This is a genomic window from Gordonia sp. NPDC003424 (assembly GCF_053588655.1).
In genome coordinates, this window is the sequence record NZ_JBSFQJ010000005.1 from 257,329 (window position 1) to 281,686 (window position 24,358).

At 64.4% G+C, this 24,358-nt stretch carries 23 protein-coding genes and 2 pseudogenes; 9 read left to right on the top strand and 16 right to left on the bottom strand.

Annotated features, from left to right (window positions below; genetic code table 11):
• Positions 1–5: 5 nt before the first annotated feature.
• The 11 genes from ACWDTI_RS10280 to ACWDTI_RS10330 all read right to left on the bottom strand — a co-directional run bounded on the left by ACWDTI_RS10280 (position 6) and on the right by ACWDTI_RS10330 (position 11,778).
• Entirely contained in the window at positions 6–1,244 is a 1,239-nt protein-coding gene (locus ACWDTI_RS10280) for an enoyl-CoA hydratase-related protein (protein WP_449737966.1), read from the bottom strand.
• A 63-nt stretch (positions 1,245–1,307) separates the two neighbouring features.
• Positions 1,308–2,501 (bottom strand): acetyl-CoA acetyltransferase, encoded by a 1,194-nt coding sequence (locus ACWDTI_RS10285; protein ID WP_449737967.1) that lies wholly within the window; start codon positions 2,499–2,501, stop codon positions 1,308–1,310.
• The gene (locus ACWDTI_RS10290; RefSeq protein WP_449737968.1) at positions 2,498–3,892 is read right to left on the bottom strand and encodes a hydroxymethylglutaryl-CoA synthase; all 1,395 of its coding nucleotides are present in this window, start codon (positions 3,890–3,892) and stop codon (positions 2,498–2,500) included. The genes ACWDTI_RS10285 and ACWDTI_RS10290 overlap by 4 nt, the downstream gene beginning before the upstream one ends.
• A 22-nt stretch (positions 3,893–3,914) precedes the next feature.
• Entirely contained in the window at positions 3,915–4,169 is a 255-nt protein-coding gene (locus ACWDTI_RS10295; protein ID WP_449737969.1) for a hypothetical protein, read from the bottom strand.
• 12 nt (positions 4,170–4,181) lie between these two features.
• Positions 4,182–4,724, bottom strand: a complete 543-nt coding sequence (locus ACWDTI_RS10300) for an aromatic-ring-hydroxylating dioxygenase subunit beta (protein ID WP_449737970.1) — start codon at positions 4,722–4,724, stop codon at positions 4,182–4,184.
• A 1-nt stretch (position 4,725) separates the two neighbouring features.
• The gene (locus ACWDTI_RS10305; RefSeq protein ID WP_449737971.1) at positions 4,726–5,991 is read right to left on the bottom strand and encodes an aromatic ring-hydroxylating oxygenase subunit alpha; all 1,266 of its coding nucleotides are present in this window, start codon (positions 5,989–5,991) and stop codon (positions 4,726–4,728) included.
• 43 nt (positions 5,992–6,034) lie between these two features.
• Positions 6,035–7,717 (bottom strand): class I adenylate-forming enzyme family protein, encoded by a 1,683-nt coding sequence (locus tag ACWDTI_RS10310; RefSeq protein WP_449737972.1) that lies wholly within the window; start codon positions 7,715–7,717, stop codon positions 6,035–6,037.
• Positions 7,714–9,363, bottom strand: coding sequence for a class I adenylate-forming enzyme family protein (locus ACWDTI_RS10315; RefSeq protein ID WP_449737973.1), 1,650 nt, complete (start codon positions 9,361–9,363; stop codon positions 7,714–7,716). The genes ACWDTI_RS10310 and ACWDTI_RS10315 overlap by 4 nt, the downstream gene beginning before the upstream one ends.
• 29 nt (positions 9,364–9,392) lie before the next feature.
• Complete coding sequence (locus ACWDTI_RS10320) at positions 9,393–10,184, bottom strand: enoyl-CoA hydratase/isomerase family protein (protein ID WP_449737974.1); 792 nt, start codon at positions 10,182–10,184, stop codon at positions 9,393–9,395.
• On the bottom strand, positions 10,181–10,996 hold the full coding sequence (locus ACWDTI_RS10325; RefSeq protein ID WP_449737975.1) for an enoyl-CoA hydratase/isomerase family protein: 816 nt from the start codon (positions 10,994–10,996) through the stop codon (positions 10,181–10,183). Before ACWDTI_RS10325 ends, ACWDTI_RS10320 begins: the two co-directional genes overlap by 4 nt.
• Positions 10,997–11,004: 8 nt before the next feature.
• Positions 11,005–11,778, bottom strand: a complete 774-nt coding sequence (locus ACWDTI_RS10330) for an enoyl-CoA hydratase/isomerase family protein (RefSeq protein WP_449737976.1) — start codon at positions 11,776–11,778, stop codon at positions 11,005–11,007.
• A 142-nt stretch (positions 11,779–11,920) separates the two neighbouring features.
• Between ACWDTI_RS10330 and ACWDTI_RS10335 the strand changes: the two genes are divergently transcribed.
• The 6 genes from ACWDTI_RS10335 (at position 11,921) to ACWDTI_RS10360 (ending at position 16,642) form a co-directional block, all read left to right on the top strand.
• Positions 11,921–12,724, top strand: coding sequence for an SDR family NAD(P)-dependent oxidoreductase (locus ACWDTI_RS10335; protein WP_449737977.1), 804 nt, complete (start codon positions 11,921–11,923; stop codon positions 12,722–12,724).
• A gap of 5 nt (positions 12,725–12,729) precedes the next feature.
• Complete coding sequence (locus ACWDTI_RS10340; protein ID WP_449737978.1) at positions 12,730–13,359, top strand: TetR/AcrR family transcriptional regulator; 630 nt, start codon at positions 12,730–12,732, stop codon at positions 13,357–13,359.
• Positions 13,360–13,425: 66 nt separating this feature from the next.
• On the top strand, positions 13,426–14,577 hold the full coding sequence (locus ACWDTI_RS10345) for an acetyl-CoA C-acetyltransferase (RefSeq protein WP_449737979.1): 1,152 nt from the start codon (positions 13,426–13,428) through the stop codon (positions 14,575–14,577).
• A 3-nt stretch (positions 14,578–14,580) separates the two neighbouring features.
• Complete coding sequence (locus ACWDTI_RS10350; protein ID WP_449737980.1) at positions 14,581–15,729, top strand: acyl-CoA dehydrogenase family protein; 1,149 nt, start codon at positions 14,581–14,583, stop codon at positions 15,727–15,729.
• Positions 15,730–15,831: 102 nt separating this feature from the next.
• Positions 15,832–16,005 carry a hypothetical protein gene (locus ACWDTI_RS10355; protein WP_449737981.1) on the top strand — a complete coding sequence of 58 codons (174 nt, stop codon included), beginning with the start codon at positions 15,832–15,834 and terminating at the stop codon, positions 16,003–16,005.
• A 343-nt stretch (positions 16,006–16,348) separates the two neighbouring features.
• Positions 16,349–16,642, top strand: coding sequence for a hypothetical protein (locus tag ACWDTI_RS10360; protein WP_449737982.1), 294 nt, complete (start codon positions 16,349–16,351; stop codon positions 16,640–16,642).
• A 168-nt stretch (positions 16,643–16,810) separates the two neighbouring features.
• Here ACWDTI_RS10360 and ACWDTI_RS10365 read toward each other — a convergent pair whose 3' ends face one another.
• Positions 16,811–17,674 (bottom strand): SDR family NAD(P)-dependent oxidoreductase, encoded by an 864-nt coding sequence (locus ACWDTI_RS10365; RefSeq protein WP_449737983.1) that lies wholly within the window; start codon positions 17,672–17,674, stop codon positions 16,811–16,813.
• A gap of 95 nt (positions 17,675–17,769) precedes the next feature.
• On the opposite strand from ACWDTI_RS10365, the gene ACWDTI_RS10370 reads away from it, so the two are divergent.
• The 3 genes and pseudogenes from ACWDTI_RS10370 to mmsA form a co-directional block, all read left to right on the top strand.
• Positions 17,770–18,768, top strand: coding sequence for an MBL fold metallo-hydrolase (locus tag ACWDTI_RS10370; RefSeq protein WP_449737984.1), 999 nt, complete (start codon positions 17,770–17,772; stop codon positions 18,766–18,768).
• A 588-nt stretch (positions 18,769–19,356) separates the two neighbouring features.
• Positions 19,357–19,554 (top strand): annotated as a pseudogene (locus tag ACWDTI_RS10375) (MFS transporter); the annotation flags it as partial.
• Between the two features lie 45 nt (positions 19,555–19,599).
• Positions 19,600–20,755, top strand: a pseudogene (mmsA, locus tag ACWDTI_RS10380) (CoA-acylating methylmalonate-semialdehyde dehydrogenase); the annotation flags it as partial.
• Between the two features lie 112 nt (positions 20,756–20,867).
• Here the strand turns inward: mmsA and ACWDTI_RS10385 are convergent.
• From ACWDTI_RS10385 to ACWDTI_RS10400, 4 genes are all read right to left on the bottom strand, one after another.
• Complete coding sequence (locus ACWDTI_RS10385) at positions 20,868–21,644, bottom strand: alpha/beta fold hydrolase (protein WP_449737985.1); 777 nt, start codon at positions 21,642–21,644, stop codon at positions 20,868–20,870.
• Positions 21,645–21,782: 138 nt separating this feature from the next.
• On the bottom strand, positions 21,783–22,691 hold the full coding sequence (locus ACWDTI_RS10390) for an LLM class flavin-dependent oxidoreductase (protein WP_449737986.1): 909 nt from the start codon (positions 22,689–22,691) through the stop codon (positions 21,783–21,785).
• The gene (locus ACWDTI_RS10395) at positions 22,679–23,287 is read right to left on the bottom strand and encodes a hypothetical protein (protein ID WP_449737987.1); all 609 of its coding nucleotides are present in this window, start codon (positions 23,285–23,287) and stop codon (positions 22,679–22,681) included. Before ACWDTI_RS10395 ends, ACWDTI_RS10390 begins: the two co-directional genes overlap by 13 nt.
• A complete protein-coding gene (locus ACWDTI_RS10400; protein WP_449737988.1) occupies positions 23,284–24,324 on the bottom strand; it encodes a proline racemase family protein in 1,041 nt (346 codons plus the stop codon). Before ACWDTI_RS10400 ends, ACWDTI_RS10395 begins: the two co-directional genes overlap by 4 nt.
• Between the last annotated feature and the right edge of the window lie 34 nt (positions 24,325–24,358).

Below are 24,358 nucleotides of genomic sequence, written 5' to 3' on the forward strand. Positions count from 1 at the left end.
GATGCTTACCTGCCTTCGAAAGTGGGTCGGGTCTTATCGAGAAACGCAGCGATCGCGTGTTGTGCGTCATGGGTGTTTCCGGTGAACCGGACGCCTTCGGATTCCGCCCGGAGTTGTTCTCCCAGACCGCGGTCCCACGTCTCCCGCAGCAATTGGCGTTGGCGGCCAAAGGCTTTGGTCGGCCCTTCGGCCAGTCGGGTGGCTTTCTCGAGCGCGTGTGCGCGGAGCCGCTCAGCCGGAACGACCTCGGCGACGAGTCCCCATTGTTCGGCGAGGGCCGCGTCGAGGCGAAGATTCTCGATGTACATGCGTCGGGCGCGCGCCGCGCCAATGATGCGCGGCAGATGCCAGGTGCCGCCACCGTCGCCGGAGAGCCCGATACCGCTGAACGCAGTAGAAAAGATGGTGCCTTCGGCGGCGACGACGATGTCGGCGGCATAGACGAATCCCAGCCCCCCACCGGCGACGGAGCCGTGTGCGGCGGCGACGATGGGTGCGTCGATGCGGTCGAGAATGCGGAAGGCCTCGTGGAACGGGCTGGTCATCCGTTCAGCGAGGTCACCGAATCCGCCGGGGGCGGCCGAGGTGAAGTAGTCGATGTCCCCGCCGACTGTCAGGGCCGGTCCGTTGCCGGCGATCAACACAGCGCGCACGGCAGGGTCGGCGGCGATCGCGCGCGCCACGGTGAGGGTCTCTTCACCCATCCGTAGATCGATGGCGTTGCGCTGGTCGGGGCGATTGAGAATGACCTGAGCGACGCCGTCGGCCACCGAGTAATCGATCGTTTCCAGGTCATCCACCGTGGGGCCGGGATACGCCGGGACAGCACCCGTCGCACCGTCGAGGGCGGCGTGCCAGGCCGCGGTGTCGGTCAGCTGGTGCAGCGCACTGATGCGGCCGTCGGTGACTGTCAGGATGTGCACGAAGGCGGCGTCGAGAGTACGGCCGGTGGGCCGGCACGTGCCGCGATAGGTTCCGGTGACCTGCAAGCGGTCGCCGGAGAGGACGTCGAACGATTCGGGTTCGGCCTGTGCACGAAATGTTGCGCCGAGACGAAACCAGAAGTCGCGCATCATCGACTCGGGTCCGTGGTAGGTCCCGCCCAGTCCCAGCGGCAGGCCCGCCGCGGTCACTCCGACGAAATCGGCGGTGAGCATCGCTGCGATTGCCTCGGTGTCCCCCGAGGCAAGGGCGCGGTACAACGAGCGCGCGGTGTCCGCGCTCGCGGTGAGGGTGTCAGGCATGTTTTTAATTTAACCTCAAATAGAAACTATTGCAAGAGTCGATTTGACAGAGAGCTTGTTGGGTCACCGCGTCCGGTCTGTCCCGACCACGGACACGAACGACACGCAGGCTCCCGGCCGCCCGCCGAGATTGTGGGTGAGCACGGTGTGCGGGTCGGCGAGCTGTCGTTCCCCGGCGTCGCCGCGCAGCTGCAGCCACGCCTCATAGAGCATCCGTAGTCCACTGGCGCCCACCGGATGTCCGAACGACTTGAGTCCGCCGTCGATGTTGACCGGGAGGCGGCCGTCGGCATCGAAATCGCCGGCGAGGGATTCCTTCCACGCTTGCCCTCGTTCGGAGAAGCCGAGGTCTTCCATGAGGACCAGCTCGGTGGGCGTGAAGCAGTCATGGACCTCGGCGAAGGATATCTGCGTGCTGGGATCGGTGATGCCGGCCTGGTGATAGGCATCCGCCGCGGAACGCACCACCTCGGGGAAGGTAGTGAAGTCATAGGCGGGATCCACAGCACCTCGACCGGGTCCGGCGGCCAGCGCAAGCGCTTGGACGAAGATCGGCCGGTCGGTGTAGGTGTACGCGTCTTCGGCTCGGACGATAATCGCGCATGCCGCGCCATCGGAGACGCCCGAACAGTCGAAGACGCCGAGTCGGCCGGCCACGGTGGGAGCAGCGGCGATTTTTTCCTTGGCGACCTCGGATCGGAACTGAGCTTTCGGATTGCGTGCCCCGTTGCGGTGGTTCTTCCACGCGACGTGGGTCATCGCGTCGCGCATCTCGGCCGGATCGACCCCGTATTTCGCGCAGTATGCGGGGTCGAGCAACGAGAACGCGGCCGGCGCTGTGACCGATTGTTCGGGCGCAGTGCCATCACCGGGCGGATCGGCACGCAAGAGACCGGAGAAACCGGAGTCCTTCAGCTTTTCAACACCGACCGCCATCACCCGGTCATACGCGCCGGACGCCACCGCATAGCAAGCGTTCCGAAATGCCTCTGAACCGGTCGCACAGTAGTTTTCGACGCGGGTCACCGGTTTGTAGTCGATACCGAGTGCGCGGCTGAGCGTGAGCCCCGACTGCCCGGAACCGAGGGTACCGAGCCAGAACGCATCGATATCGGCCAGTGGCACATCAGCACTCGACAGGGCCTCACCCACCGCGCTGATCAGCATGTCCTCGGTCGAGGATGTCCACAGCTCACCGAACTGTGTGCAGCCCATCGCGACGATGGCGACCTTGTTGGCGATTCCGGCGCTGGTCATGACTTGTCCTCGATCGTGATGTCAACGCGCTGTCGCGCTTTCCAGAAGTAGTTGCGCACTCCACCGGCGGTGAACAGGCAGCGGAAGACGAGATCGACCTCGACGCCGACAGCGAGGAGATCCTCGCGCGCGTCGGCAACCTCGAAGGTGGTCCGGCCGCCGCCGGCAAAGTCCACGACCACATCCACCACCGGCGGTGACGGCGAGTAGGCCAACCGGTCCACGGTGTAGGTGGCGATACGCCCGTGCGATCCGGCCAAGGGTACGACGGTCATATCGTCGACCGCACCGCAGGACCGGCACACCCGCATAGGCGGAAGATGAGTGAATCCACAAGCAGTACAGCGACTTCCGTTGAGCCCGAACTTCCAACCCGCCGCCCGGGACGACGGCGATGCCGCCGGGACGTCGGGTTCGGGTCGTCGTGGGGGCTCGACGTCGAGCAGCCCGCGCCACGACAAATAGGTTGGGTAGCTCACGGTGCGCCCGGCACCGACGGTCGAGGCGATCGGCGCGGCCTGCCGGCCCTCGACGAGCGCATCGGTGGTGCGCAGGACGATGGCGTCGGCTCCGTCGACCGCGGAGATCAGCACGATCGTCTCGTCCGGCGCAGCGGTGTCGAGAATGGCCGCCAGACCCAGAAGCGGGTCCGCTGCACCGGCGAAACCGATCGGTGATCCCTGCGTCGACGTGGTGCCCTTGACCAGCGTCGCCGCGCGTTTGGTCACTGCGGTGTTCGGGCACGTGAGCACGACGTGATCGGCCTCGGTCACTCCGGCATCGTCGAGGGCAGTCGCGACCGCTTCCCGGATGAGCGGCGCGTATCGCTCGAATCCGAAGCGTTCCTCCCAGGTCTGACCATAGGGTGCGGTCGCCGGGCGCCACCGATCGAGAAACTCTTCGGTCACCGATGCGTATGCGAGTACCTCCGCGATGGCCGGAGAGCTGCCGCGCGGGTCACCGATCAGCACCGCGGCCGCAGCATCGGAGCCGCTGCGCTCGTCCGCGGAGCCGGGACGCCCGGTGCGCACATCAGCCGCCGTGATGAGGGTCTCGCCACCGCTCAACGCCCTCCGAATGCCCGCGACGGTCGATCGGCCGGTGCCGATCGTGTCGTAGGCGGCAGCGACGCGATCCAGACCTAGTGCGGCGTGCACGGTGGTTGCATTGGTCTTGTCGAGATACGGCGGGGAGCTGGTCACGAAGGCCAACTCCCGCACCCTACTCGCCATCGACTCGGACCTGTCGAGGACTGCGCCGGCGGCAGCGACTGCCATGGTCACGGCGTCTTCGTCATACGAGGCGACAATGCGGTCGGCGTTGCCCCGCCCGCGTGGATCGACCCGCCATCCCGGGACATAGGTGGCGTAGCCCAGAATCGCGTTGGTCATGTCGGGCGTTTCTCCTTGCCAATCAACTCCGATCACGCCAGCGGTCGGCGGACGGATCCAGTAATTCGGTCAGGTGACCTTCGTCGAGCCAGATGATGGTTTCCAGTTCGAGAGGATCGAGGTACCGGACACGACCGGTGCGAAGATCCTCCAGACGCAGCCGGGTGGAATTGCCGTGAGTGTCGACATTGACCGACACCTCCGCGAACTCGCTGCCGACGACCGGACCAACGCCCGGCACGTCGAACGGACCTCGATCATTCATCTCAATACCCATATCGCCACCGCCTCAGATGAGGAATGCCATGGTCGGGATGGGCTTCTCGTTGTCCACCAGAACGACCTTCTTGTACACCAGGCGGATCTCTTCGTCGATATGGCGCAGTCGATAGGTGGTGCGGCCACCCCACAGTTGGTTCTCGCGCTGTCGGGACTCGTACGCCAGGAAGTTCGCACCGACCTCGAGATCTACACCTCCGGAGGGGTTTTCCCGGCCACCGAGGAGTTCGATATTGCCGATGATGCGTCGCAGGTCCGACGGCGGTGCCTGTGCGTAGCGTTTGCCGGTCTTGACCTGCTTCATGCGCGTCGAGATGCGATTGCGGTTGTCGTAGATGACCGCGACGTGTGTCTGCGGATCGACGTCGGCTCCGCCGGACGGCACCCAGTAGAGCGCGTCGTCGGTCCAGAGGGCTTCCCAGTTGTCGTAGTCGTTCTCGTCGGCCAGACGGGCTTCCCGGTACAGGAACTGGGCGACTTCACTGTAGGACCAACCCGTCGGAACCGGACCCAATGGTGCTGCAGTGGATGATTTTTGGGCTGCAGTGGTCATGTCAGGCCTCCATCAAGGTCCGGTAGTGCTTCCAGAATCCGCGCATCCCGGTTTCGTCGGTGGCCGCACCGATGGTGAAGCCGTTCTCGTCGACGCCTTCGCGCACGAGGCCCCTCCGTACATCGAGCCATTCCGGGTCGAGCATCTCGACACCACACTGATTGCGCTCGTACATCTCGGTGTCGTCGGCGAGCAACATGCCGGCCGGTCCGACCGAGCCGATCGACTGGGAGATCATGCGGCGGTTGAGTTCTTCGCCGCCGCGCAGCTGTACGGCCGTGGCGTACTGGATGCACTCCCCCACCGCGATCGGCTGAATGTTGAACACCTGGATCTCGGCGATGAACAAGTTGGGGAAGATCATCACATGCGGGGCGCCCTCGATCATGCGCCGTTCGGCGTCGTCCCCGTAGGCATCGCGCATGGCCGACACGTACTTCGGCACGCGGTCCGGCGTGGTCCCGAACCAGCGCATCGGTTCGGCGAAGCCACGGAACTCCGGTCGCAGATCGTTTTCACTGTGGCCGTTGCCCAGGGCGCGGGTAACCGCCGTGGACGCGTCACGGTAGAGCGCACCGATCGGGCTGCCGGTCACTCCGAAGATCGAGCCGTGCACGAATTGCGGGTGATATCCATCGGTTTCGTTCTCGGCCAGGAACTTCCAGTTCGCGCGAGTCAAGTGCGCCAGCCAACCGGCGTCGAGGGCGACCTCGCCGTCCGGTGACAGTCCTGCCAGTCGGTCGATCTCGCCAGCGGCGGCACCGAGGTGCTCTTCGAGCGACGGCCCGTCCTCGGCCATCGACCCGAAGACGAATCCCCGATAGCTCGCGACGCGCGGCACCTTGCCCATGCCCAGCTTGAGGAGTTTCTTGCCGCCGTATCCCTTGTTGTACGGATAGCCCAGCAGCTCACCGGAATTGCGGTAGGTCCAGCCGTGATAGGGGCAGCGGAAGGAGCTGGAGTTGCCCTGTGCGTCGTCACAGACCTGCAGACCGCGATGTGCGCAGCGATTGAGCAACAGGTGCACCTGACCGTCACGATCACGGGTCATCAGCACGTCCTGCGTGGCGAGCTTCTTGCGCACGTAGTCGTTGGGCTCGGGCACTTCGCTCTCGTGGCCGACGAATACCCAGGTGGTGAACCAGATTCTCTTCAACTCTTCGGCGAAGATCGCCGAATTGGTGTAAAGCGAGCCGTGCACCTGTTCGGGTCGGATCAGGTGCGCCACGGGGCTGTCGGCGCTCGCATCGGGGACGACCGCAGTCATGTCCAATCCCTTCTGTCATTTAATTGCAATTAGATTAATATACTCAGGCGGATTTCGACACCAGGTCGACGAGGCGGAATTTCTGGATCTTTCCGGTCGGTGTCGTGGGAAGTTGGTCGGGATCGAGGAAGACCACGCGTTTGGGTACCTTGAATCGCGCGAGATGCTGTTTGCAGTGTGCGAGGATCGCTTCTTCGCTGATCTTCTCGCCCGGCGCCGGAACGATGACCAGGCAACCGATTTCACCCCATCGATCATCCATCACGCCGATGGCGAAGGCCTGGCTCACGGCGTCCATGCGTGCGACGAGATCTTCGACCTCCTTGGGCATGACGAGTTCGCCGCCGCTCTTGTAGAGCTCTTTGCTGCGTCCGGTGACCTCGAGGTATCCATCGGGCCGGACGCGTCCGAGATCACCCGAGAACAGGATCCCGTCGTCGTTGAGCGCCGTGGCGGTCTCGTCGGGTTTGTTCCAGTAACCGAGCATCGTGGTCGGCCCGTGCGATACGAGTTCACCGGTCTCACCTGCGGGCAATGGCTCTTTGGTCAGCGGGTCAACCGTGGAGTACACGCAGAGGTCGTCGGTGCCGGCCACACTGGCGCTGCCGGCGGCTTTGGGTCGTCCGGCGGTGGTGGAGGTGAGGACATGGTCATCTTCGGGTCGGGTGAGAGTCATCGCGCCGCCGCATTCGGTCATGCCATAACCGGTGACGATCTCGCTCACCCCGAAGAGCTCTTCGACTTTCTCCCACAACCAGATCGGGGCGGGTGCAGAGCCGCAGAGGATAGCCGACAGTGAACTCAGGTCGTAGTTGTCACGGGTGGGGCATTCGACCATGGCGACCGCCATCGTCGGGACACAGAGAATGTCGTCGGCGCGGTGGCGTTCGATGCCGGCGAGGTATCCCTCGGCGGAGAAGGTGGTCTGTAGGATGACGGCCCCGCCGACCATCATCGCCGATAGGATGCCTTCGACATAGCCGAACATGTGATAGCACGGCAGCGAGAACAGGATTCGCCTGCCGTCGTCGTAGGCGCGGGTCAACGCCGAGGCATAGCCGGTGCGCAGCACGGCATCATGGGTGACGACAACGCCTTTCGGTGAGCCAGTACTTCCCGAGGTGTAGAGCATGTCACCGATGTCGGTGGGTGTGTGCTCGGCATGCGCGGATGCACCCGCGTGAGCGCGGCCGAGTTCGGACAGTGCCGAGTAGGTCATCGCGCCGGCGCGGGAACGCCCGTCGGTGGAGAGCGTGATCACCTGGCGCAACACGCCGATCGACGGCGTGGTCTCCCAGCCTGGTGTCAGCGTGTCGAGCATGCCGAGGTGGTCGAGGTTCGCGAATCCCGTCATCGTCAGCAGGACTGAACACTCCGACTGTTGCAGCACATAGCCGAGTTCCTCGGTGCGGTAGAGGAAGTTGAACGGGATGGCGATCGCGCCGGCACGGGCAATGGCGAACTTGAACGGTACGAACTCCGGATAATTGGCCATGAGCATGCCCACCCGGTCACCAGGTTTGACGCCGAGTGCCACCAGGCCATCGGCCAGGATGCGAGCCTGCTCGGCCACCTCACGGTAGGTCAGAGTTGTGTCGTCGGTGATCACCAGCGACCGGTCACCGTGCTCGGTGGCGCAGTCGTCGAGGAATCCGTCGAGTGTCCGTGGTGTCCAGGTCGGGAACCGGTCGCGCAGTGCGCTGCGGCGTTCGTCGATGGTCTTCATTTCGTCTCCGGGGTGATGTCGCGTAGCTGGGCGTTGGTGATCTGATCGCGAATGGCGAACTTACGGATTTTGCCGGTCGGGGTGATCGGGAACTCGTCGGCGAGAAACCACCGCGTCGGCACCATGAACGGTGAAAGACGCTGGCGTGCATGCTCGATAAGCTCGGTCGCCAGGTCATCGGACGCCGGACCGTTCAGGATGAGTACGGCCGCGACGATTTCGCCCCACCGGTCGTCGGGGACGCCGACGACGGTGGCCGACATGATGTCCGGATGGTCGAGCAGCGCATTCTCGACGGCGGTGGGTGAGATGTTCTCGCCGCCCCGGATGATGAGCTCTTTGAGCCGTCCGGTGACGGTCAGATAGCCCCGCTCGTCCATACTGCCGAGGTCACCCATATGGACGAACCCGTCACGGTCGACAGTCGACGCGGTGGCGTCCGGGTCGTGCAGATACTCGATGAGTTGTTGGTAACCGCGAGCACAGATCTCCCCCGAGACGCCGATCGGTACCACATCACCGGTGACGGGATCGATGATCTTGCAATCCACCTGGGGCAGTGGATGACCGACCGTATGGAGCTGGTCGACCCGGGAGTCGTCCGGGCGGGTAGCGGTGAGGACGGGGGCAAGCTCAGTCTGTCCGAACAGGTTGATGACGGTGGCGCCGAAAATCTCCTCGGCGCTCTCGATCATCGGCGCTGGCACGTTGGCGGCACCGCCCATCACCACATCGAGCTCCGGGGCGGGCTTGTCGTAGGCGGCCTGCACCTGCAGCAGCGCCCCGAGAATCGCCGGCACATAGAACAGGATGTCGGCCTGTTCGTCGCGCAAGACCTGGAGGACCGGCGCGGGCGCGAACTGTTCGATGAGGATTTCGGTACCGCCCAACCACAATGGGCCCAGCGTGCCGATGACACAGGCCGCGGTGTGGAACATCGGCAGTGGGTTGACCCCGACCGCACCCGGTTGCGCGCCAACGGCCTCCATCGTCAGCTTGGCGACGTTCACCAGCGAACGATGGCGCAGCAGCACACCTTTCGGGTTGCCGGTGGTACCGGAGGTGTACTGCAGCATGACCGGGGCGTCGGGGTCGGTGGGTGCTGCCGCGATGACCGCGGCATCGGCTCGCGATGGCTTCCACTGTTCGGTGTCGGACAGGCTGACGGTGGTCAGCTCGGGGTGTATCTCACGCAACTGAGAGACGACCTCGGTCAGGTTGTAGTCGCGACTCGTATCTGCATGCAGCAGCACCGAACTGCCGGAATGGCGGATGGCATAGTCCAGTTCATGGAGGCGTAACACCGGGTTGAGCGCGACCAAGGTGACACCGGCGAGGGCGGCGCCATACTCGATGATCGGCCACTCGACGACATTCGGCGCCCAGAACGCGACGAGGTCGCCTGGCCGCGCCAGCCGCGCGAGTCCGGTGGCGACTCGCGAAGCCTCATCGAGGAGTTCGGCGTAGGTGAGTCGAGCAGGTGCGCCGGTGCCGTGCCGGTTTCCGACGAGCGCGGTCCGCTCGGGATGTTCGGCTGCTCGACGCTGCAGAAGTCCACCGACGGTGATCTCTTCGAGTGGCACGGACGTATCCGCGGGAAGATACGACTCTGTGAGGGGCGGTTGGGTGATCTGGGATGTGGTCATGCAGGGCTCCTCGGTGGTGCGGGGCTGAATCACGGGGCGTGGCCGAAGCGCGCGGGGCGCTTCTCGGTGAATGCGGCGACGCCTTCGGCGAAGTCGTCGCTGTCGAAGAGTCGGATCTGATGCGCGATCTCGAGGTCGAGTTCTTCCGGCGTCTGGGGCTGCGGGTCGGCCAGCATCGATTTGATGACGCCGTAGGCCTCGAGCGGACCTGCGGCCAGCGTGTGGGCATCCTCCAGTGCGGCTGAGAGCGCGGTTCCGGCAGGCACGACGTGATCGATGAGTCCCATCGCGAGGGCTTCGGCGGCATCGACCGGGCGCGGCATCAGCAACAGTTGACGAGCTCGGGCCGGACCGACCCGAGCGGGCAGGCTGGCGAAGATCCCCATGTCGCCGGCGAGACCGACACCGGTGAACGCCGTGGACACTCGTGTCGTGTCGCCGGCGACGATCCGATCGCACGCCAGGGCCAACGAGGCGCCGGCGCCATAAACGGCGCCCTCGACCGCGGCCACCACCGGCTTGGAGGTGGCCCACATGGCCCGGATCACCCGCTGCGCGGCCTCAGCCCGCGGACGCGCCTGTTCGGGCGGCATCCGCTTCATGGTCGAGATGTCCCCGCCTGCACAGAACACCGCGCCGGCGCCAGTGAGCACGATGGCGCGCACCGAAGAACTCGCGTCAGCGTCTTCAAGGATCTCCGCCAATTCGATACGCAGCGGGATGTCAATCGCGTTGCGGCGCTCGGGGCGGTTGAGTGTGACCACTCGGACTGCCCCGTGGTCCTGGCTCAGCACCGTCGGCACCGTCTGCGTTGAGGTCATGAGCCGATGAACTTCGGCGCGCGGCGTTCGATGACCGCGGCCAGTCCCTCACGGGAGTCTGCGGTCCCGGACAGCTCGGAGACGACGCGCGCCTCCTCACCGAGTCGGGCCTCGATCGGCGAGCCAATACCATCCCACACCAGTCGCTTGGTCGCAGCCACGGCCAGCGGTGCCATGTCGGCGAGCTGACGTGCCAGTTCGCCGATCCGGTCGGTCAGAGTGTCGTCGTCGACGACCTCACTGACGAGTCCGATATCCAGAGCGTCGGACGCGGTGAGGGTCGGATTGAGCAGCAGGATCTCGAGAGCCTTACGCAATCCGACCAACTGGGCCAGGGTCACTGTCGCACCGCCATCGGGGGCCATGCCGACGCGCGCCGCGCCGGAGAAGAACTTGGCCGATCGTGCGGCGATGACGATGTCGGATGCGCAGATGAGCCCCAATCCCCCACCGCCTGCGGCGAATCCGTGGATGCCGGCGATCACCGGGGTCTTGAGTCGCAGCAGGGACGCGGTTGCGATCTGCAGCCAGGCAGTGGCCTCGCGCAGATAGTCGGGCAATGCTTCCCCCTTGGCGGCGAACGTCTTGACATCGCCTCCCGCACAGAAGTTCTTGCCCTCGCCGGTGAGGACCACGACGCGCACATCGGGCGATCCGTGACAGGTCAGAATGGCGTCGTTGAGCGCCCGCAGCAGGTCGACGTCCATGCCGTTGGCCGCCTCGGGCCGATTGAGGCGAATCCAGCCGATGCCATCAGCGATCTCGCACAGCACAGGAGCTGTTTGCCTTTCGGTCGTAGTAAGTGAAGTCATTGTGGTGGCTATCTCCGTCCGCTGAATGCGTCGACGCCATCTCGTCCGGCGTCGCTGCTGATGTGGTCGACGACGGCGTCGATCTCACGGTCGAGACCGTGATCGAGTTCGTGGTCGATGCTTGTCGAGAGTGTCTCGTAGACAAGCTTTTTGATACCGATGACCGCGTCTCGTCGTCGCCCGGCAAGAGTGTTGAGAAATCGATCGACCTCGCCGTCGAAGGTCTCCACCGGCCAACTCGCATACGCGAGTCCGAGTCGTTGTGCATCTCTGCCTGACAGGCGGTCTCCGCTGAGCAGGAAGCCGAGCGCTTGCTGGCGGCCGACGAGGCGCGCGAGTCGTTGACTGCTACCACCGCCGGGAATCTGGCCGAACCGGATGTGATTGTCGGCGATGCGGGCATCGTCACGTACCAGGACGATGTCGGCGGCTTGCATCAATTCGAATCCACCCGCCATCGCGACGCCCTCGACGCAGGCCACCACCGGGACAGGACAGTCGGCGATCGCGCGACAGGCCGCCGAGAAATTCACGAACAGCGTCCGAAGCGCATCGGGCCCCTCCGCTCGCAGACGTTCGACCTCCGCAAAGTCTCCACCTGCACAGAAATTGCCGCCACTGCCTCGGATCGCGATCACCGTGACGTCGTCTCGGCCGCCGATCGTGATGATCGCCTGGTGCAGCGCATCCCCCAAATCGACGGTGATCGCGTTCATCTGATCGGCACGGTCGAGCGAGATTCGTGCAATACCCCTGCCAATCGAGGTCGAAACAACACTCATAACGCCTACCTCACCCCCGCCGCTGCGACGGAAGCGCCGACCTTGAACACCTGCATCTGTGCAATCTCCCGCCACTGGACGACTTACTGAATTGAAGCTAGATTAAACAAAGTCCGAAGTCAACGGGCGAGATTGGTACGACATGAACCTCGAGCTTCAGAATGCGCGGGTACTCATCACCGGCGGCGCATCCAATATCGGCCGCGGCATTGTCCATGCATTTGCGGCCGAGCAGGCCCGGATCGCGCTCTGCGACATCGATGAAGACCAGGCCAAACGAGTGGAACATGAAGCGCTCGAACTCGGTGCCGCGGAGGTCGTCGTTGCGACTCGCGACCTGACCGAGGAAGGTGCCGGGGAGGACGTGGTGGCCACCGCGGTCAACGCGTTCGGCGGCCTGGACGCCGTTGTCAACAACGCCGGCTGGAGCATCGGCGAGTTCCTGGCACGCGACCGCGACCGTGACCGGTGGCGCAAGCTCGTCGACATCAACCTGTTCGCGGCGATCGAGGTCACACGGGCGTCCATCGACGCGATGCGGTCCAGTGACACGTCGGGGGGCTCGGTCGTCTTCGTGGCCAGCGAAGCCGCCTTCGGCCAGATTCGGCAAGGTGTGTACGGCGCGACCAAGGCGGCGGTGATCGCATTGGCACGCACGACCGCGCGTGAACACGGCCGCCACGGAATCCGGTCGAACATCGTCTGTCCCGGTCTGGTCGTCCCGGAGAGCCCCGACGCCGTGGGCATTGGGAGCCTGTGGTCCGGCGGCAATGACGCGGTGTTCAACGAGAATCAGATCGACTACCTTCTCAAAGACACCCCGATGGGCCGGCTCACCCTCGCCGAGGACGTCGCGAACGCCGTCGTCTGGCTCAGTTCCGATGCCGCCGCGCGCCAGGTCACCGGGCAGCTGATCTCGGTCAGCGGCGGATACACGATGCCGTGACTTTGGTGACCACCTCCTCCACCACGCGCGAAACCGCGAACCCGCCGAAACCGCGACGATCGCGCGACACCAAAGAGCGAATATTACACAGTGCGGCAACGGTTCTCGCCGAGAAGGGATACGGCCAGACCCGACTCGATGAGATCGCCGACCTAGCGGGAGTGCGCAGTCCGGCGATCTACTATCACTTCAGTTCCCGTGATGACCTCGTGGCCGCGACCCTGCGGGTCGGCCAGCAGCGTGTCCGTGAACACGTGCAGAATGCCTTGGTGTCAACGTCGTCCGCACCGTGGCCGGAACGACTATCAGCGGCCGTGCTCGCCCATCTCCGAATCCAGTTGGAGCTCTCCGACTTCGCCAAGGCGGTCACTCGCAACGCCGGCCACGTTCCCGAGCCAATCCGCGCCGAAATGCACGCGGAGAGCGAGGCGTACCACGACGTGTGGCGCCGGCTCCTACGGGACGGCCGCGGGGCGGGCGAGGTCGATGATGATCTCGATCTCTCCGTCGCGCGCATGCTGGTCGTCGGAGCATTGAACTGGGCGACAGAGTGGTGGCAGCCCGGCCAGTTGGTGGACGAATTGGCGGCCACAGCGTGTTCGCTGATCGGCGACGGGCTGCGTGGCCGGTGCTGACGCTTATGCAAGCATTTTGAGTCTATGTTAAATTAATCCGAGTACCTGAATCCAAGGAGATACCCCATGCCCGAGGCCTACATCGTTGACGCTGTTCGAACTGCCGTCGGTAAGCGCGGCGGCGGCTTTGCTCAATCCCATCCGGCCGACATGGCCGCCCACGTCATCAAGACCGTCGTCGGCCGCCAGGAATTCGATCCCGCCGAAATCGACGACGTGATCCTCGGATGTCTCGACAACATCGGATCGCAGGCCGGCGACATCGCCCGCACCGCCACACTCGCCGCCGGACTGCCCGAGAGCGTGCCCGGCGTGACCATCGACCGCCAATGCGGATCCGCGCAGCAGGCAGTACATTTCGCCGCACAGGGCGTCATGAGCGGCACCTCGGACATCATCATCGCCGGCGGCGTCCAGAAGATGAGCCAATTCCCCATCCTGTCCGCCTTCGGCGCCGGTGAGCCCTTCGGCTCCACCGACCCCTGGACCGGCTGCGACGGGTGGCAGGCCCGTTACGGCGATGAGGAGATCTCCCAGTTCCGCGGTGCGGAGATGATCGCCGATCACTGGAACCTGACCCGGGAAGACAACGAGCGCTTCGCGTTCGAAAGCCACCAACGCGCGCTGCGCGCCATCGACGAAGGCCGCTTCGAGCGCGAGATCACCGAGTTCGCCGGCGTCACGACCGATGAAGGTCCCCGCGCGGACACCACACTGGAGAAGATGGCGACACTCAAGAACCTGACCGAGGGCGGCAAACTCACCGCAGCGGTCGCCAGCCAGATCTCCGACGGCGCCGCCGCGCTGCTCATCGCCTCCCAAGATGCCGTCGCGCGCTACGGCTTCACCCCCCGCGCCCGCATCCACCACATCTCGGTACGCGGCGCCGACCCGGTGATGATGCTGACCGCCCCGATCCCGGCCACCCAGCACGCACTCAAGCGCACCGGACTGTCCATCGACGACATCGACGCCGTCGAGATCAACGAAGCCTTCGCGCCGGTGGTGCTGTCGTGGCTGGCCGAGACCGGCGCCGATCCGGCCAAGGTCAACATCAACGGCGGTGCCATCGCCCTAGGGCATCCGATCGGGGCCACCGGTACCCGTCTGATGACCTCGCTGCTGCACGAGCTCGAACGCACCAACGGGCGCTACGGGTTGCAGACGATGTGCGAGGGCGGCGGCCAGGCCAACGTCACGATCATCGAAAGGCTCTGACGGATGGACCGTGGGCTTTACGAGGCCGATCACGAGCACTACCGGGAATCGGTGCGTGACTTCCTCGCTCGCGAGGTGGTGCCGTTTCAGGACCAGTGGGACGACGACAAGTGGATCGACCGCTCGGTCTTCGCCCATGCGGCGAAGACCGGCCTCTATGGCCTCCATATCCCTGAACGGTACGGCGGGTCGGGAGAAAACGACTACCGCTACCGCATGGTCGTCTGTGAAGAGATCGCGCGCATCAACGCGTTGTCGTTCGGGCTGACCGTCAGCCTGCAGGACGACCTCGTCCTACACTATCTTCTCGACCTCACCAACGACGAGCAGAAGCAGCGGTGGCTGCCCGGATTTGCGGCCGGCGAGATCATCGGCGCGCTCGCGATGACCGAGCCGGGCGCGGGTAGCGACCTGCGGGGCATCAGGACCACCGCCACACTCGACGGCAATCATTGGATCCTGAACGGCCAGAAGACATTCATCTCCAGCGGTATCATGGCCGATCTGGTCGTCGTCGCGGCCCGCACCGATCCGACGGCAGGATCACGCGGCTTCAGCCTGTTCGTGGTCGAACGAGACACCCCGGGATTCGATCGTGGCCGTAAGCTCGACAAGATAGGTCTCCCGGCGCAGGACACCGCGGAGTTGTTCTTCGACAACGCCCGCGTGCCGGCCGCGAACCTGCTGCGCGAGGCTGGAAAGGGGTTGCCGTATTTGATGAGTCACCTGCCTCGAGAGCGGCTCGGGGTGTCGGCCAAGGCCATGGCGACAACGCGTGCCATCTACGACATGACGGTCGACTACTGCAAAGAGCGCGCCATGTTCGATCAGCGGCTGATCGACTTTCAGCACACCCGATTCGAATTGGCCGAACTGGCAACCGAAATCGATGTCGCCGAAGCCTACGTCGACCGCAGTGTGCTCGCCTACAACGCCGGCAAGCTCACCCCGGTCGACGCGGCGAAAGGCAAGTGGTACATCAGCGAACTCCAGAAACGCGTCATCGACCGCTGTCTGCAGTTGCACGGTGGATACGGCTACATGCGGGAGTATGCGGTCGGCAAGGCCTACATCGATACCCGCATCCAGACCATTTACGGCGGCACCACCGAAGTGATGAAAGAGATCATCGGACGCGACCTGGCCCGGTGACCACTGCACGGTTTCAGTGCTACCAAGGAGTTCGATGACCGACCTGCGCGCCGACCCATCACACCCCCGAGTCGAACTCGGGGGTACCCCGCGTCGCTCGCCATGGGCGTACGACTCGTCGACGACGATCCCGCTGCGGTGACCTACCAGCAGCAGGTATCGCAGTGGCAGCGAGACTCCCACGGCCGCATCGGTATTCCGACCCTTGGTGTGTTGATCGACGCTGCGCTCGGATCGGCGGCCTACCTCGCACGCAAGACGCTGACCTGGAGTTAGTGGTGTCGCGGTTATCGGTATCGATGGCTGCGTGGGCGAACGCCGAATCCGAGGTGACCTCCACTGGATACGCGCGGCACATCGATCTCAAAACCGATACGGTGATGTCCACAAGTAAGGTCGACTCCGGCGGTGAACTTATCGCGACGACCAGCTGCCGTTCGGTAGGGGTGCAGCGAGCTCGGAACCGGTCTCACGCGAACGGCCGGGCACAGGTAGCGGCACTGCACCCCATCGGATCGGTTGCTGCTCAACCGCTCGAACACCTATCACTCGGCACGACCGGTCGTGCCGGGAATCCTGATCCTGAGCGCTTCAGCACGCCGTGGCGGCTCGCGAGTGGATGACCAATGGACTCGACACTGTACAGGGCGGTGTGATCCTGAGTGGCGCTGCGGCTGTGGCGGAGCAGGTCGCCCGATCCGACCACGACGGCCACACCGATCATTTCCTCCTCGACATCTCCCTCGACATCATGAAGTCACCGACGTCGAATGCGGAAACCGACTATCACTGGGAATCGCTGGTCGCACGTCGCGGCCGACGTCTGACCGTGGTCGTCAGTGAACTGCGGGACTCCCGCGGGCGACTCTACGCGCACTCGAGCGCGACGTCGGTGAGCCAGACCCCGTCCTGAATCGGCGCCAACGTCAATCGACATTGTTCGATCGCCTTCCATTTGCACCAGCTCGCCACGTTCGAAGCTGTTGCGCTTCAATCTATTCGAACTCCGCTACACGAATCGGCCCGTTACCCGCATCGAAGTTGCGGTTGACGGGCCGGTTCGGATCCGCGGATCGCCCGCTCAACCCAGCGGGTTCTTCCCGGGCACCGCAGCGGACATGTCGGTGATCTCCGACCAGTAGGCGGTGACGTCCTCCGGGGTCGGCGGCTCGGCAAATCGGACACCTTCATTCGCGAATTGCTGCACGCGCTGCACGCTGCCGCCGCGCACGATGAAGACCGAACCGGTGTCGGTGCACTGCTCGGACATCAGGTGGTTGACCACCGGGGCGACGTAGGCCGGCGGCAGGGTGGCGAGGAACTCGGCCGGCGCAATGTCCTCGGTCATCCGGGTAGCGGCCAGTGGCGCAACCGCATTCGCGGTGATGCCGCTTCGTGCTCCCTCGATGGCCAGGGTGTTGACCAAGCCGACCAGACCGAGCTTGGCGGCACCGTAGTTGGCCTGGCCGAAGTTGCCGTACAAACCCGACGTCGACGTGGCCACCACGATCCGACCAAAACTCTGTTCGCGGAAGTACGGCCAGGCCGCGTGCGTGATGTTGTACCCGCCGTACAGATGTACCTGCAGCACCGCATCCCACTGATCATCGGTCATCTTGGCGAACGAGGTATCGCGCAGGATGCCGGCGTTGCTCACCACCCCGTGCACCGCGCCGAATGTCTCGACAGCCGTCCGCACGATCGATACGGCACCCTCGGCCGTGGCAACCGACTCATAGTTGGCCACCGCTTCGCCGCCGGCCTCCTTGATCTCGGCGACCACCGAATCAGCCATGTCCGATCCGCCGCCGGAGCCGTCCCGGGCGCCGCCGAGATCATTGACCACTACTTTCGCGCCCTGTGAGGCAAGCAGTTTGGCGTACTCCTTTCCTAGCCCGCCACCGGCTCCGGTCACGATGACCACCCGATTCTCCACACCTGCCATTTGCCACTCCCATCGTCTAGCACGTATTGTTATATTTGAACATAAATTAAATACCGAGTTGAGGCAAGCACGAGAGGTACCTGATGACGAAGTGCGTGACAGATGTGATCGAACAGGTCAGCGACACCGTGTTCCGCATAGTGCTCCCTATCCCCTTGACCGACCTGCGTAACGTCAATTGCTACGCCATCGTCGGCGAGGCCGGGATCACCCTGATCGACCCGGGGTGGCGTGACGAGACCAGCGAGGTCGTCCTCGTCGAGGCGCTGTCTGCCTTGGGCGCGTCGCCCGCCGATGTTGAGCAGATCTTCGTGACCCATGCCCACTGGGACCACTACACTCGCGCGATCGATTGGCAACAGCGCCATGGAATCCCGGTTCATCTAGGTGTTGAAGAACATCACACCATCGACGCGTTTGATCTGGCTGATGGCGCGCATCCTGAACAGGCACGGTTGCTGCGTCGCTGTGGCGCGACTGACTTGGCCGACGCCGTCGACACGCTAGAACTCGAGGACTTCGAACGCGACCAGCCATTCGGGCCGCCGGTCCATTGGGTCAACGACGACGCAACATTCACGTGTGGCAATCAAACCCTTCGCGCGCACTGGACACCTGGACACACCCGCGGCCATGTCGTGTACGAACTCACTGACACATCGCTGCTGTTCACCGGAGATCACCTTCTCCCCCGGATTACCCCGTCGCTCGGATTCGAACGCGCGCCTGAGGTGTCCCCACTGACTTCGTACCTGAACTCATTGGGCACGTTCGCCAACCAATCGGGATTGCGCATGCTGCCCGCCCACGGAGATGTGACACAGATGGCCGATGCTCGTGCACGGGAATTGCTCGGCCACCACCGCGACCGACTCGAGGAGATTCGAGGCATCGTCGTTGCCGGTAATCGAACCGCGTATGACGTTGCACGGCAGATGACATGGACTCGTCGCGCACGTGCGCTCCATGAACTGGGCACAGTCCACGCAATGACCGCGGTGCTGGAGGTACATGCGCATCTTGAACATCTCGCGCGCGTAGGCGAATTGAGCAGAACGCCTGGGGCAATTGAGATGTCTTATGCGCAACGCTGAACAGGCTTCGATCAGCTCGACACTCCCTACCTGCGGGTACCTTGATCACGGGCGGCCTCCACAGATCCTTCTTCAGAGCCAGTGAGGCCCTCCGGGGTTGGCAATGTCCAATCAAACCCTCTGAGTCGCCAGCGAACACTTGGCAGATCTCGCTCGCCCCGGCAATACCGGGCTCAAATCTACGCCGGCTCGGGCGATGGCGGTCCAGCGATTCTTCGAAAAACAGTTCCGTCTCATCCAGGCGGGCGGTCACCACCCCCTCCGATCATTGCTTCGGCGCGATGACCACGCAGGCGAGCCCCAACTCAATGAGGCTTGCCATTCGCACGTTCCGCGGACCACGTCGTCGATATCGAGTCCGCCCAATCCATCGGTGACCTCTTCGCCCGAATCGGCGAGGTGGACGCTGTCGTCGTCGCGGCCGGGGGTGTAGCCCTCAAGCCGGTGACCGAGCTGACCTCAGACGACTTCCTTGCGGGGTTCAAGTCGAAGGCGCTCGCACAGATCGAGGTCCTCCGTCATGGGTTGTCATACGTTCGGGACGGCGGGTCGATCACTCTGACGACGGGTGTCACCGCGCGCGAACCGATGACCACGGTCTGGATCGGGTTGACTGCCGCCTCGGCCCTACTCGGCATCATGTTCGGTGCTCCGATCGGAGGCTGGCTCGCCGACAGGTTCGGCCGCAAGCCACTGCTGATGTGGGACATCAGTCTGTTCGCCGCCGTGTCGGCAGCGCAGTTGTTCCTGGACAGTCCGATGCAACTGTTCGCCGTTCGCCTGTTGATGGGCATGTCCATCGGTATCGAATACGCCGTCGGTTGGCCTCTTCTCGCCGAGTTCGCCTGCGGCATCCCGCACCTAATCAAGGGCGGCTGCACCGAAAACGCCTCCACCAAGGTCGACGTCCACTCCGTGCGCCAGCCCCTCGGACCGGTCGGCATCATCTCCCCGTTCAACTTCCCCGCCATGGTGCCGATGTGGTTCTTCCCCGTCGCCATCGCCGCCGGCAACACCGTCGTCCTCAAGCCGTCGGAGAAAGACCCCACCGCCGCCATCTGGCTCGCCGAACTGTGGAACGAAGCCGGCCTGCCCGACGGCGTCTTCAACGTCCTGCAGGGCGACAAAACCGCCGTCGACGAACTGCTCACCAACAAGGCCATCAAGTCCATCAGCTTCGTCGGCTCCACCCCGATCGCCGAATACGTCTACGCCGCGGGCAAGCGCGTGCAGGCGTTGGGCGGCGCGAAGAACCACGCGATCATCCTGCCCGACGCCGACCTGGATCTGGCCGCCGACGTCATGGTCAACGCCGGCTTCGGCTCGCCCGGTGAACGCTGCATGGCCACTCGGTCGCGGTCGCGGTCGGCGACATCGCCGACGAACTCGTCGCCAAGATCAGCGAGCGCGCCACCACCATCAAGACCGGTGACGGAACCAAGAACTCCGACATGGGGCCGCTGGTCACCAATGCGCACCGCGACAAGGTCGCCTCCTACGTCGACGCCGGCGAAAAGGCCGGAGCCACCATCGTTCTCGACGGCCGTAACGTCGAAGCAGACGGCGGGGCCGACGGCTTCTGGCTGGGACCGACCCTGTTCGACAACGTCACCCCCGACATGTCCATCTACACCGACGAGATCTTCGGACCCGTCCTGTCGGTCGTCCGCGTCGAGTTCTACGACAAAGCGCTGGAACTGATCAACTCGAATCGGTACGGCAACGGCACCGCCATCTTCACCAACGACGGTGGCGCGGCACGGCGTTTCCAGAACGAGGTCGAGGTCGGCATGGTCGGCATCAACGTGCCGATCCCGGTCCCCATGGCCTACTACAGCTTCGGCGGCTGGAAGGCCTCACTGTTCGGCGACACCCACGCCCACGGCACCGAAGGCGTTCACTTCTTCACCCGCGCCAAGGCATCACCACCCGCTGGCTCGACCCCAGCCACGGCGGCCTGAACCTCGGTTTCCCGCAGAATCAGTAGCCCGGCTACTCACTACCGCGCCGCCAGAAAGAACGCCTGTCGCCAGGCACACGTGTCACGCACGATGTGCCTGGCGACAAGCGTTGTGTTTATGTAGCGACGAACCCGTCGGTCACCTGGATATCAGTACTGGGATGGACTCACTGATGGTGCAAGCAATCTCGCGCGCGACCTCTGCGTGGGCTCGATCATTCGGAATGTCGTGGTATCCAAGGGGAATTGACACCGCCCGCCCAGACATGAGTTCCCCGGCGAACTCGCGGGCCTGATCGGCCGGCGCGAAGACGTCGTACTCGCCGTTGATGAGCAGGATGGGCAGTCCGAGTGCGGGCAGCGAGCAGCGGACCTTGGACCCGGCCAGGCTGATACACGCCCAAAGGTTGTCCTCGGCGGCCTCGGTGTCGAATTCCAGCGGATCATTGGCCAGCGCGTCGAGGTATGCCTCGTCTCTCGACATGATCGGATCGGACTCCCCCGCTACGGTATCCGGCAGCCCCCACAGTGGCGCGCCGGTCATGACCAGCGACGTCCACTTGGTCGGACTCGTGATCGCCAGCAGCGCACCGGCGAGCGCGCCGAGGGAGTGACCCACGATGGCGATAGGTAGTTGTGGTCCTTGCCTTTCCACATGATCGACCAGGATCGCCGCGTTTTCGGCGAGTTCGGCGACCGACGGAAAGTATCCGGGAGGTGTGCCGCCGGTGTGCCCGTGGCCGAGGTGATCGGGTCCGAACACCTCGAATCCTTGCGCGTTGAGCGCGTACGCGAGGCGGTGATAGTGACCGGTGTGTTCGCCGTAGCCGTGCAGGAGCAGAACGCGTGCGCGCGGCTGATCAACCGACCACCGGCGATAGTAGATCTGGTGGTGGTAGCCGTCGATGAAGGGCATCAGCACACCCCTGCGGTCTGGGGATTCAGTGGACGAGTCGTGGGCATCGAAGGCCTCTCGAGGTAGATACATTGTCTTCTTGTCGACAATACGGCAGTGTGCCGCCGTGATCAATAGCGGCCTCATGCCATCACCGCATCAGATCGTCTGGGGGCCAGCCGCTTTCCGGCGTTCGACCGCCGCGGCGATCTGCCGCACGAACGACACCGGATCGGCCGAGGCCGTCGGCTGGAAGACGAGCGTATCGACGCCGGCGTCCAGCCATCGCGCCGACTGCTCGATGACGTCCCCTGCGGTGGCGCCGAACACGGCTAGATCGTTGGAATCACCCGAAAAGTCCCAGTGGCGCAGCTCATTTCCCATCAAGTCGGTCGCGTTGGGGCCGATGACACAGGGCAGGTAAGCGACGATCGTGTGCGGTGCACTGCGATCCTTCCGCGAGACGCCGTGCTCGATGGACAAACGTGCGCGGCGCACAGCGTCGGGGGTGGTTCCGCCGGTGAGGATGGTGCCGTCGGCGAGTTCGCCGCTCAGCTCGAGGGTGCGCGGCCCGGTCGCGCCGACCAGCAGTGGTAGTCGATCAGCGGGCGTGAAGGCCAGTTGGACAGCGTCGAGCTGAATGTACCGGCCGTCGAAGGTGACGCACTCACCGTCGAGAAGCGCTCGCAGACAATGCAGATACTCACGCAGCAGGGTCAGCGGGGAGTCCACGCGACGACCCACCTGCGCCATCCAGTCCTGCACACCATGACCGACGCCGACGCGTAGCCGTCCCGGATATGTGCGCTCCAGAGTGGCGATCTCCATGGCGGTTGCCGCCACCGATCGAAGCGGCACCGGCAGCACGCCGATACCGACGGTCAGTGTTCGGCTGTGCGCCAACACGATTGCCTCGGCCGCCAGGCCGCCGTAGAGGAAGCAGTCCTCCCACAGCCACAGCTCCTGCAGGCCGGCCACATCGGCGGCACGCGCGACCTGAGGGAGGAGCTCAGGGGGATGTTGGGGACGTAAGACGCAACCGACGCGCGGCGTCGTCAACGACTGCACACCAAGGCCTGCTCACGGAGGCGCGCGTCGATGCCGTCGATCATGAAGTCCGCCCGTGTCCAGGGCATGTCGTCCTGGTGGAATCGTCGTTCCCGCGCGTTCCAATCATCCATGAACTCCGGGCTGTCGATGCCGGCGCGCAGTCGTTGTCGTTCGCGGTAGGCGCGGACGGCCGCCGAGGCCTGCACCCACACCGTGAGATCGAGCCATTCGGCCACTGATCGGTGCGCGGCGCCCACGCCCTCGACGATCACGCATTTCGTCGAATCGCCGATGTCGATACCGCCGGGACGATCGTTACGCACCCACCCGGGTGGCCGGTAACGGATCGGCAGGTCACCGGTGGTGACAGGGATCAGAATTTCGGTCCGCAGCAGATCGTGCCACCCGAAGAACGAATGATGCCAGGCAATGTCGTCGGTATGTACCACCGTGATCTGGTCGGAATGTGCCGACCGCAGGTAACGGGCGAGCGAGGTCTTGCCCGAGGCGCTGGACCCGTCGATGCCGACGATCAGAGTGCGCGTCGTCGCGGAGTCGAGGTGATCGTCGATACGACGGGCGAGTCGATCGAGGTTGGGGCTCAAGGTGTTCACGCGGGCTCTCCGGTGGGCCAGGTGTCCGACAGGGTGTAGCCGGTGGGGTACGGGTCAGCCGGATCGAGTCCGACTTGACTCAGTTCGGTGATGTAGGCCTGGCCGCGGACCCGCGGGATGATCGCGTCGTAGGGACCAACTGTCGTGAGGCGGTCGATACGGCTGTGGAAGCGGCTGCCGATGACCGATTCGTGGATGAACTCCTCCCCCACGTCGATCAGGCCCTTGGCCTTGAGCACTGACAGGCGCGCCGATGTACCTGTCCCACAGGGGGAACGGTCGAGCCGGCCGGGTGAGACGATGACGGCGTTGCGGGCGGTCAGTGTCCCGTCGACGCGGCTCAGCGGGCCGGCGATCTCGGTCTGGGTGATGCCGGCGAACTCAGGATTGAGCGGATGCTGGACAGGAATCTGTTCGGCAGCAGCGGTCTTCAGGCGCTGACCCAGATCACAGAGGTCGCGGGCCTCGTCGGGGACCAGGGCGAATCCCAACTGCTCGGCATCGGCGATGACGTAAGTCATGCCACCCCAAGCGACGTCGACGGTCAGGGTCGGAAAACCGTCGAGTTCAAGTGGTACCGACACCTGGTAGGCGAACGCGGGCTGGTTCTCGAACTCCACCCCGGTGACCTTGCCGTCCTGACAGGTGCAGCGAATCCGGATGAGACCCGCCGGGGCTTCGAGAACGATGTCGGTGACCGGTTCGGTCATCGGGATCATGCCGGTCTCGAGCAGCGCGGTCGCCACACACATCGTGTTGCTGCCCGACATCGCCGGATACTCGGTCGATTCGGCGATCAGGTAGCCCATCTGGGCTTCCGGGTCGGTGGCCGGCACGATGAAGTTGACGCACTGGGTGACCGATCCGCGGGGCTCGTGCAGGAGCAGTTTGCGGAGATCGTCGTTGTGGTCGCGGAAGTACTTCATCTTCTCGAAGACCGTGGCGCCGGGGACGTCGCCGATACCGCCGGTGACGACATTGTTGATTTCGCCGCCCACATGGCATTTCGTGACGTTGATGACGCGGTTCCAGCGCATGAGGTCCTCCGGGTGGCCGTTGATGGTGGGTAGT

Bases quoted from the DNA above. Each gene is read 5' to 3' on its own strand.
- ACWDTI_RS10280 (WP_449737966.1), bottom strand. From the start codon at position 1,244: ATGCCTGACACCCTCACCGCGAGCGCGGACACCGCGCGCTCGTTGTAC.
- ACWDTI_RS10285 (WP_449737967.1), bottom strand. From the start codon at position 2,501: ATGACCAGCGCCGGAATCGCCAACAAGGTCGCCATCGTCGCGATGGGC.
- ACWDTI_RS10290 (WP_449737968.1), bottom strand. From the start codon at position 3,892: ATGACCAACGCGATTCTGGGCTACGCCACCTATGTCCCGGGATGGCGG.
- ACWDTI_RS10295 (WP_449737969.1), bottom strand. From the start codon at position 4,169: ATGGGTATTGAGATGAATGATCGAGGTCCGTTCGACGTGCCGGGCGTT.
- ACWDTI_RS10300 (WP_449737970.1), bottom strand. From the start codon at position 4,724: ATGACCACTGCAGCCCAAAAATCATCCACTGCAGCACCATTGGGTCCG.
- ACWDTI_RS10305 (WP_449737971.1), bottom strand. From the start codon at position 5,991: ATGACTGCGGTCGTCCCCGATGCGAGCGCCGACAGCCCCGTGGCGCAC.
- ACWDTI_RS10310 (WP_449737972.1), bottom strand. From the start codon at position 7,717: ATGAAGACCATCGACGAACGCCGCAGCGCACTGCGCGACCGGTTCCCG.
- ACWDTI_RS10315 (WP_449737973.1), bottom strand. From the start codon at position 9,363: ATGACCACATCCCAGATCACCCAACCGCCCCTCACAGAGTCGTATCTT.
- ACWDTI_RS10320 (WP_449737974.1), bottom strand. From the start codon at position 10,184: ATGACCTCAACGCAGACGGTGCCGACGGTGCTGAGCCAGGACCACGGG.
- ACWDTI_RS10325 (WP_449737975.1), bottom strand. From the start codon at position 10,996: ATGACTTCACTTACTACGACCGAAAGGCAAACAGCTCCTGTGCTGTGC.
- ACWDTI_RS10330 (WP_449737976.1), bottom strand. From the start codon at position 11,778: ATGAGTGTTGTTTCGACCTCGATTGGCAGGGGTATTGCACGAATCTCG.
- ACWDTI_RS10335 (WP_449737977.1), top strand. From the start codon at position 11,921: ATGAACCTCGAGCTTCAGAATGCGCGGGTACTCATCACCGGCGGCGCA.
- ACWDTI_RS10345 (WP_449737979.1), top strand. From the start codon at position 13,426: ATGCCCGAGGCCTACATCGTTGACGCTGTTCGAACTGCCGTCGGTAAG.
- ACWDTI_RS10350 (WP_449737980.1), top strand. From the start codon at position 14,581: ATGGACCGTGGGCTTTACGAGGCCGATCACGAGCACTACCGGGAATCG.
- ACWDTI_RS10355 (WP_449737981.1), top strand. From the start codon at position 15,832: ATGGGCGTACGACTCGTCGACGACGATCCCGCTGCGGTGACCTACCAG.
- ACWDTI_RS10360 (WP_449737982.1), top strand. From the start codon at position 16,349: ATGACCAATGGACTCGACACTGTACAGGGCGGTGTGATCCTGAGTGGC.
- ACWDTI_RS10365 (WP_449737983.1), bottom strand. From the start codon at position 17,674: ATGGCAGGTGTGGAGAATCGGGTGGTCATCGTGACCGGAGCCGGTGGC.
- ACWDTI_RS10385 (WP_449737985.1), bottom strand. From the start codon at position 21,644: ATGCCCTTCATCGACGGCTACCACCACCAGATCTACTATCGCCGGTGG.
- ACWDTI_RS10400 (WP_449737988.1), bottom strand. From the start codon at position 24,324: ATGCGCTGGAACCGCGTCATCAACGTCACGAAATGCCATGTGGGCGGC.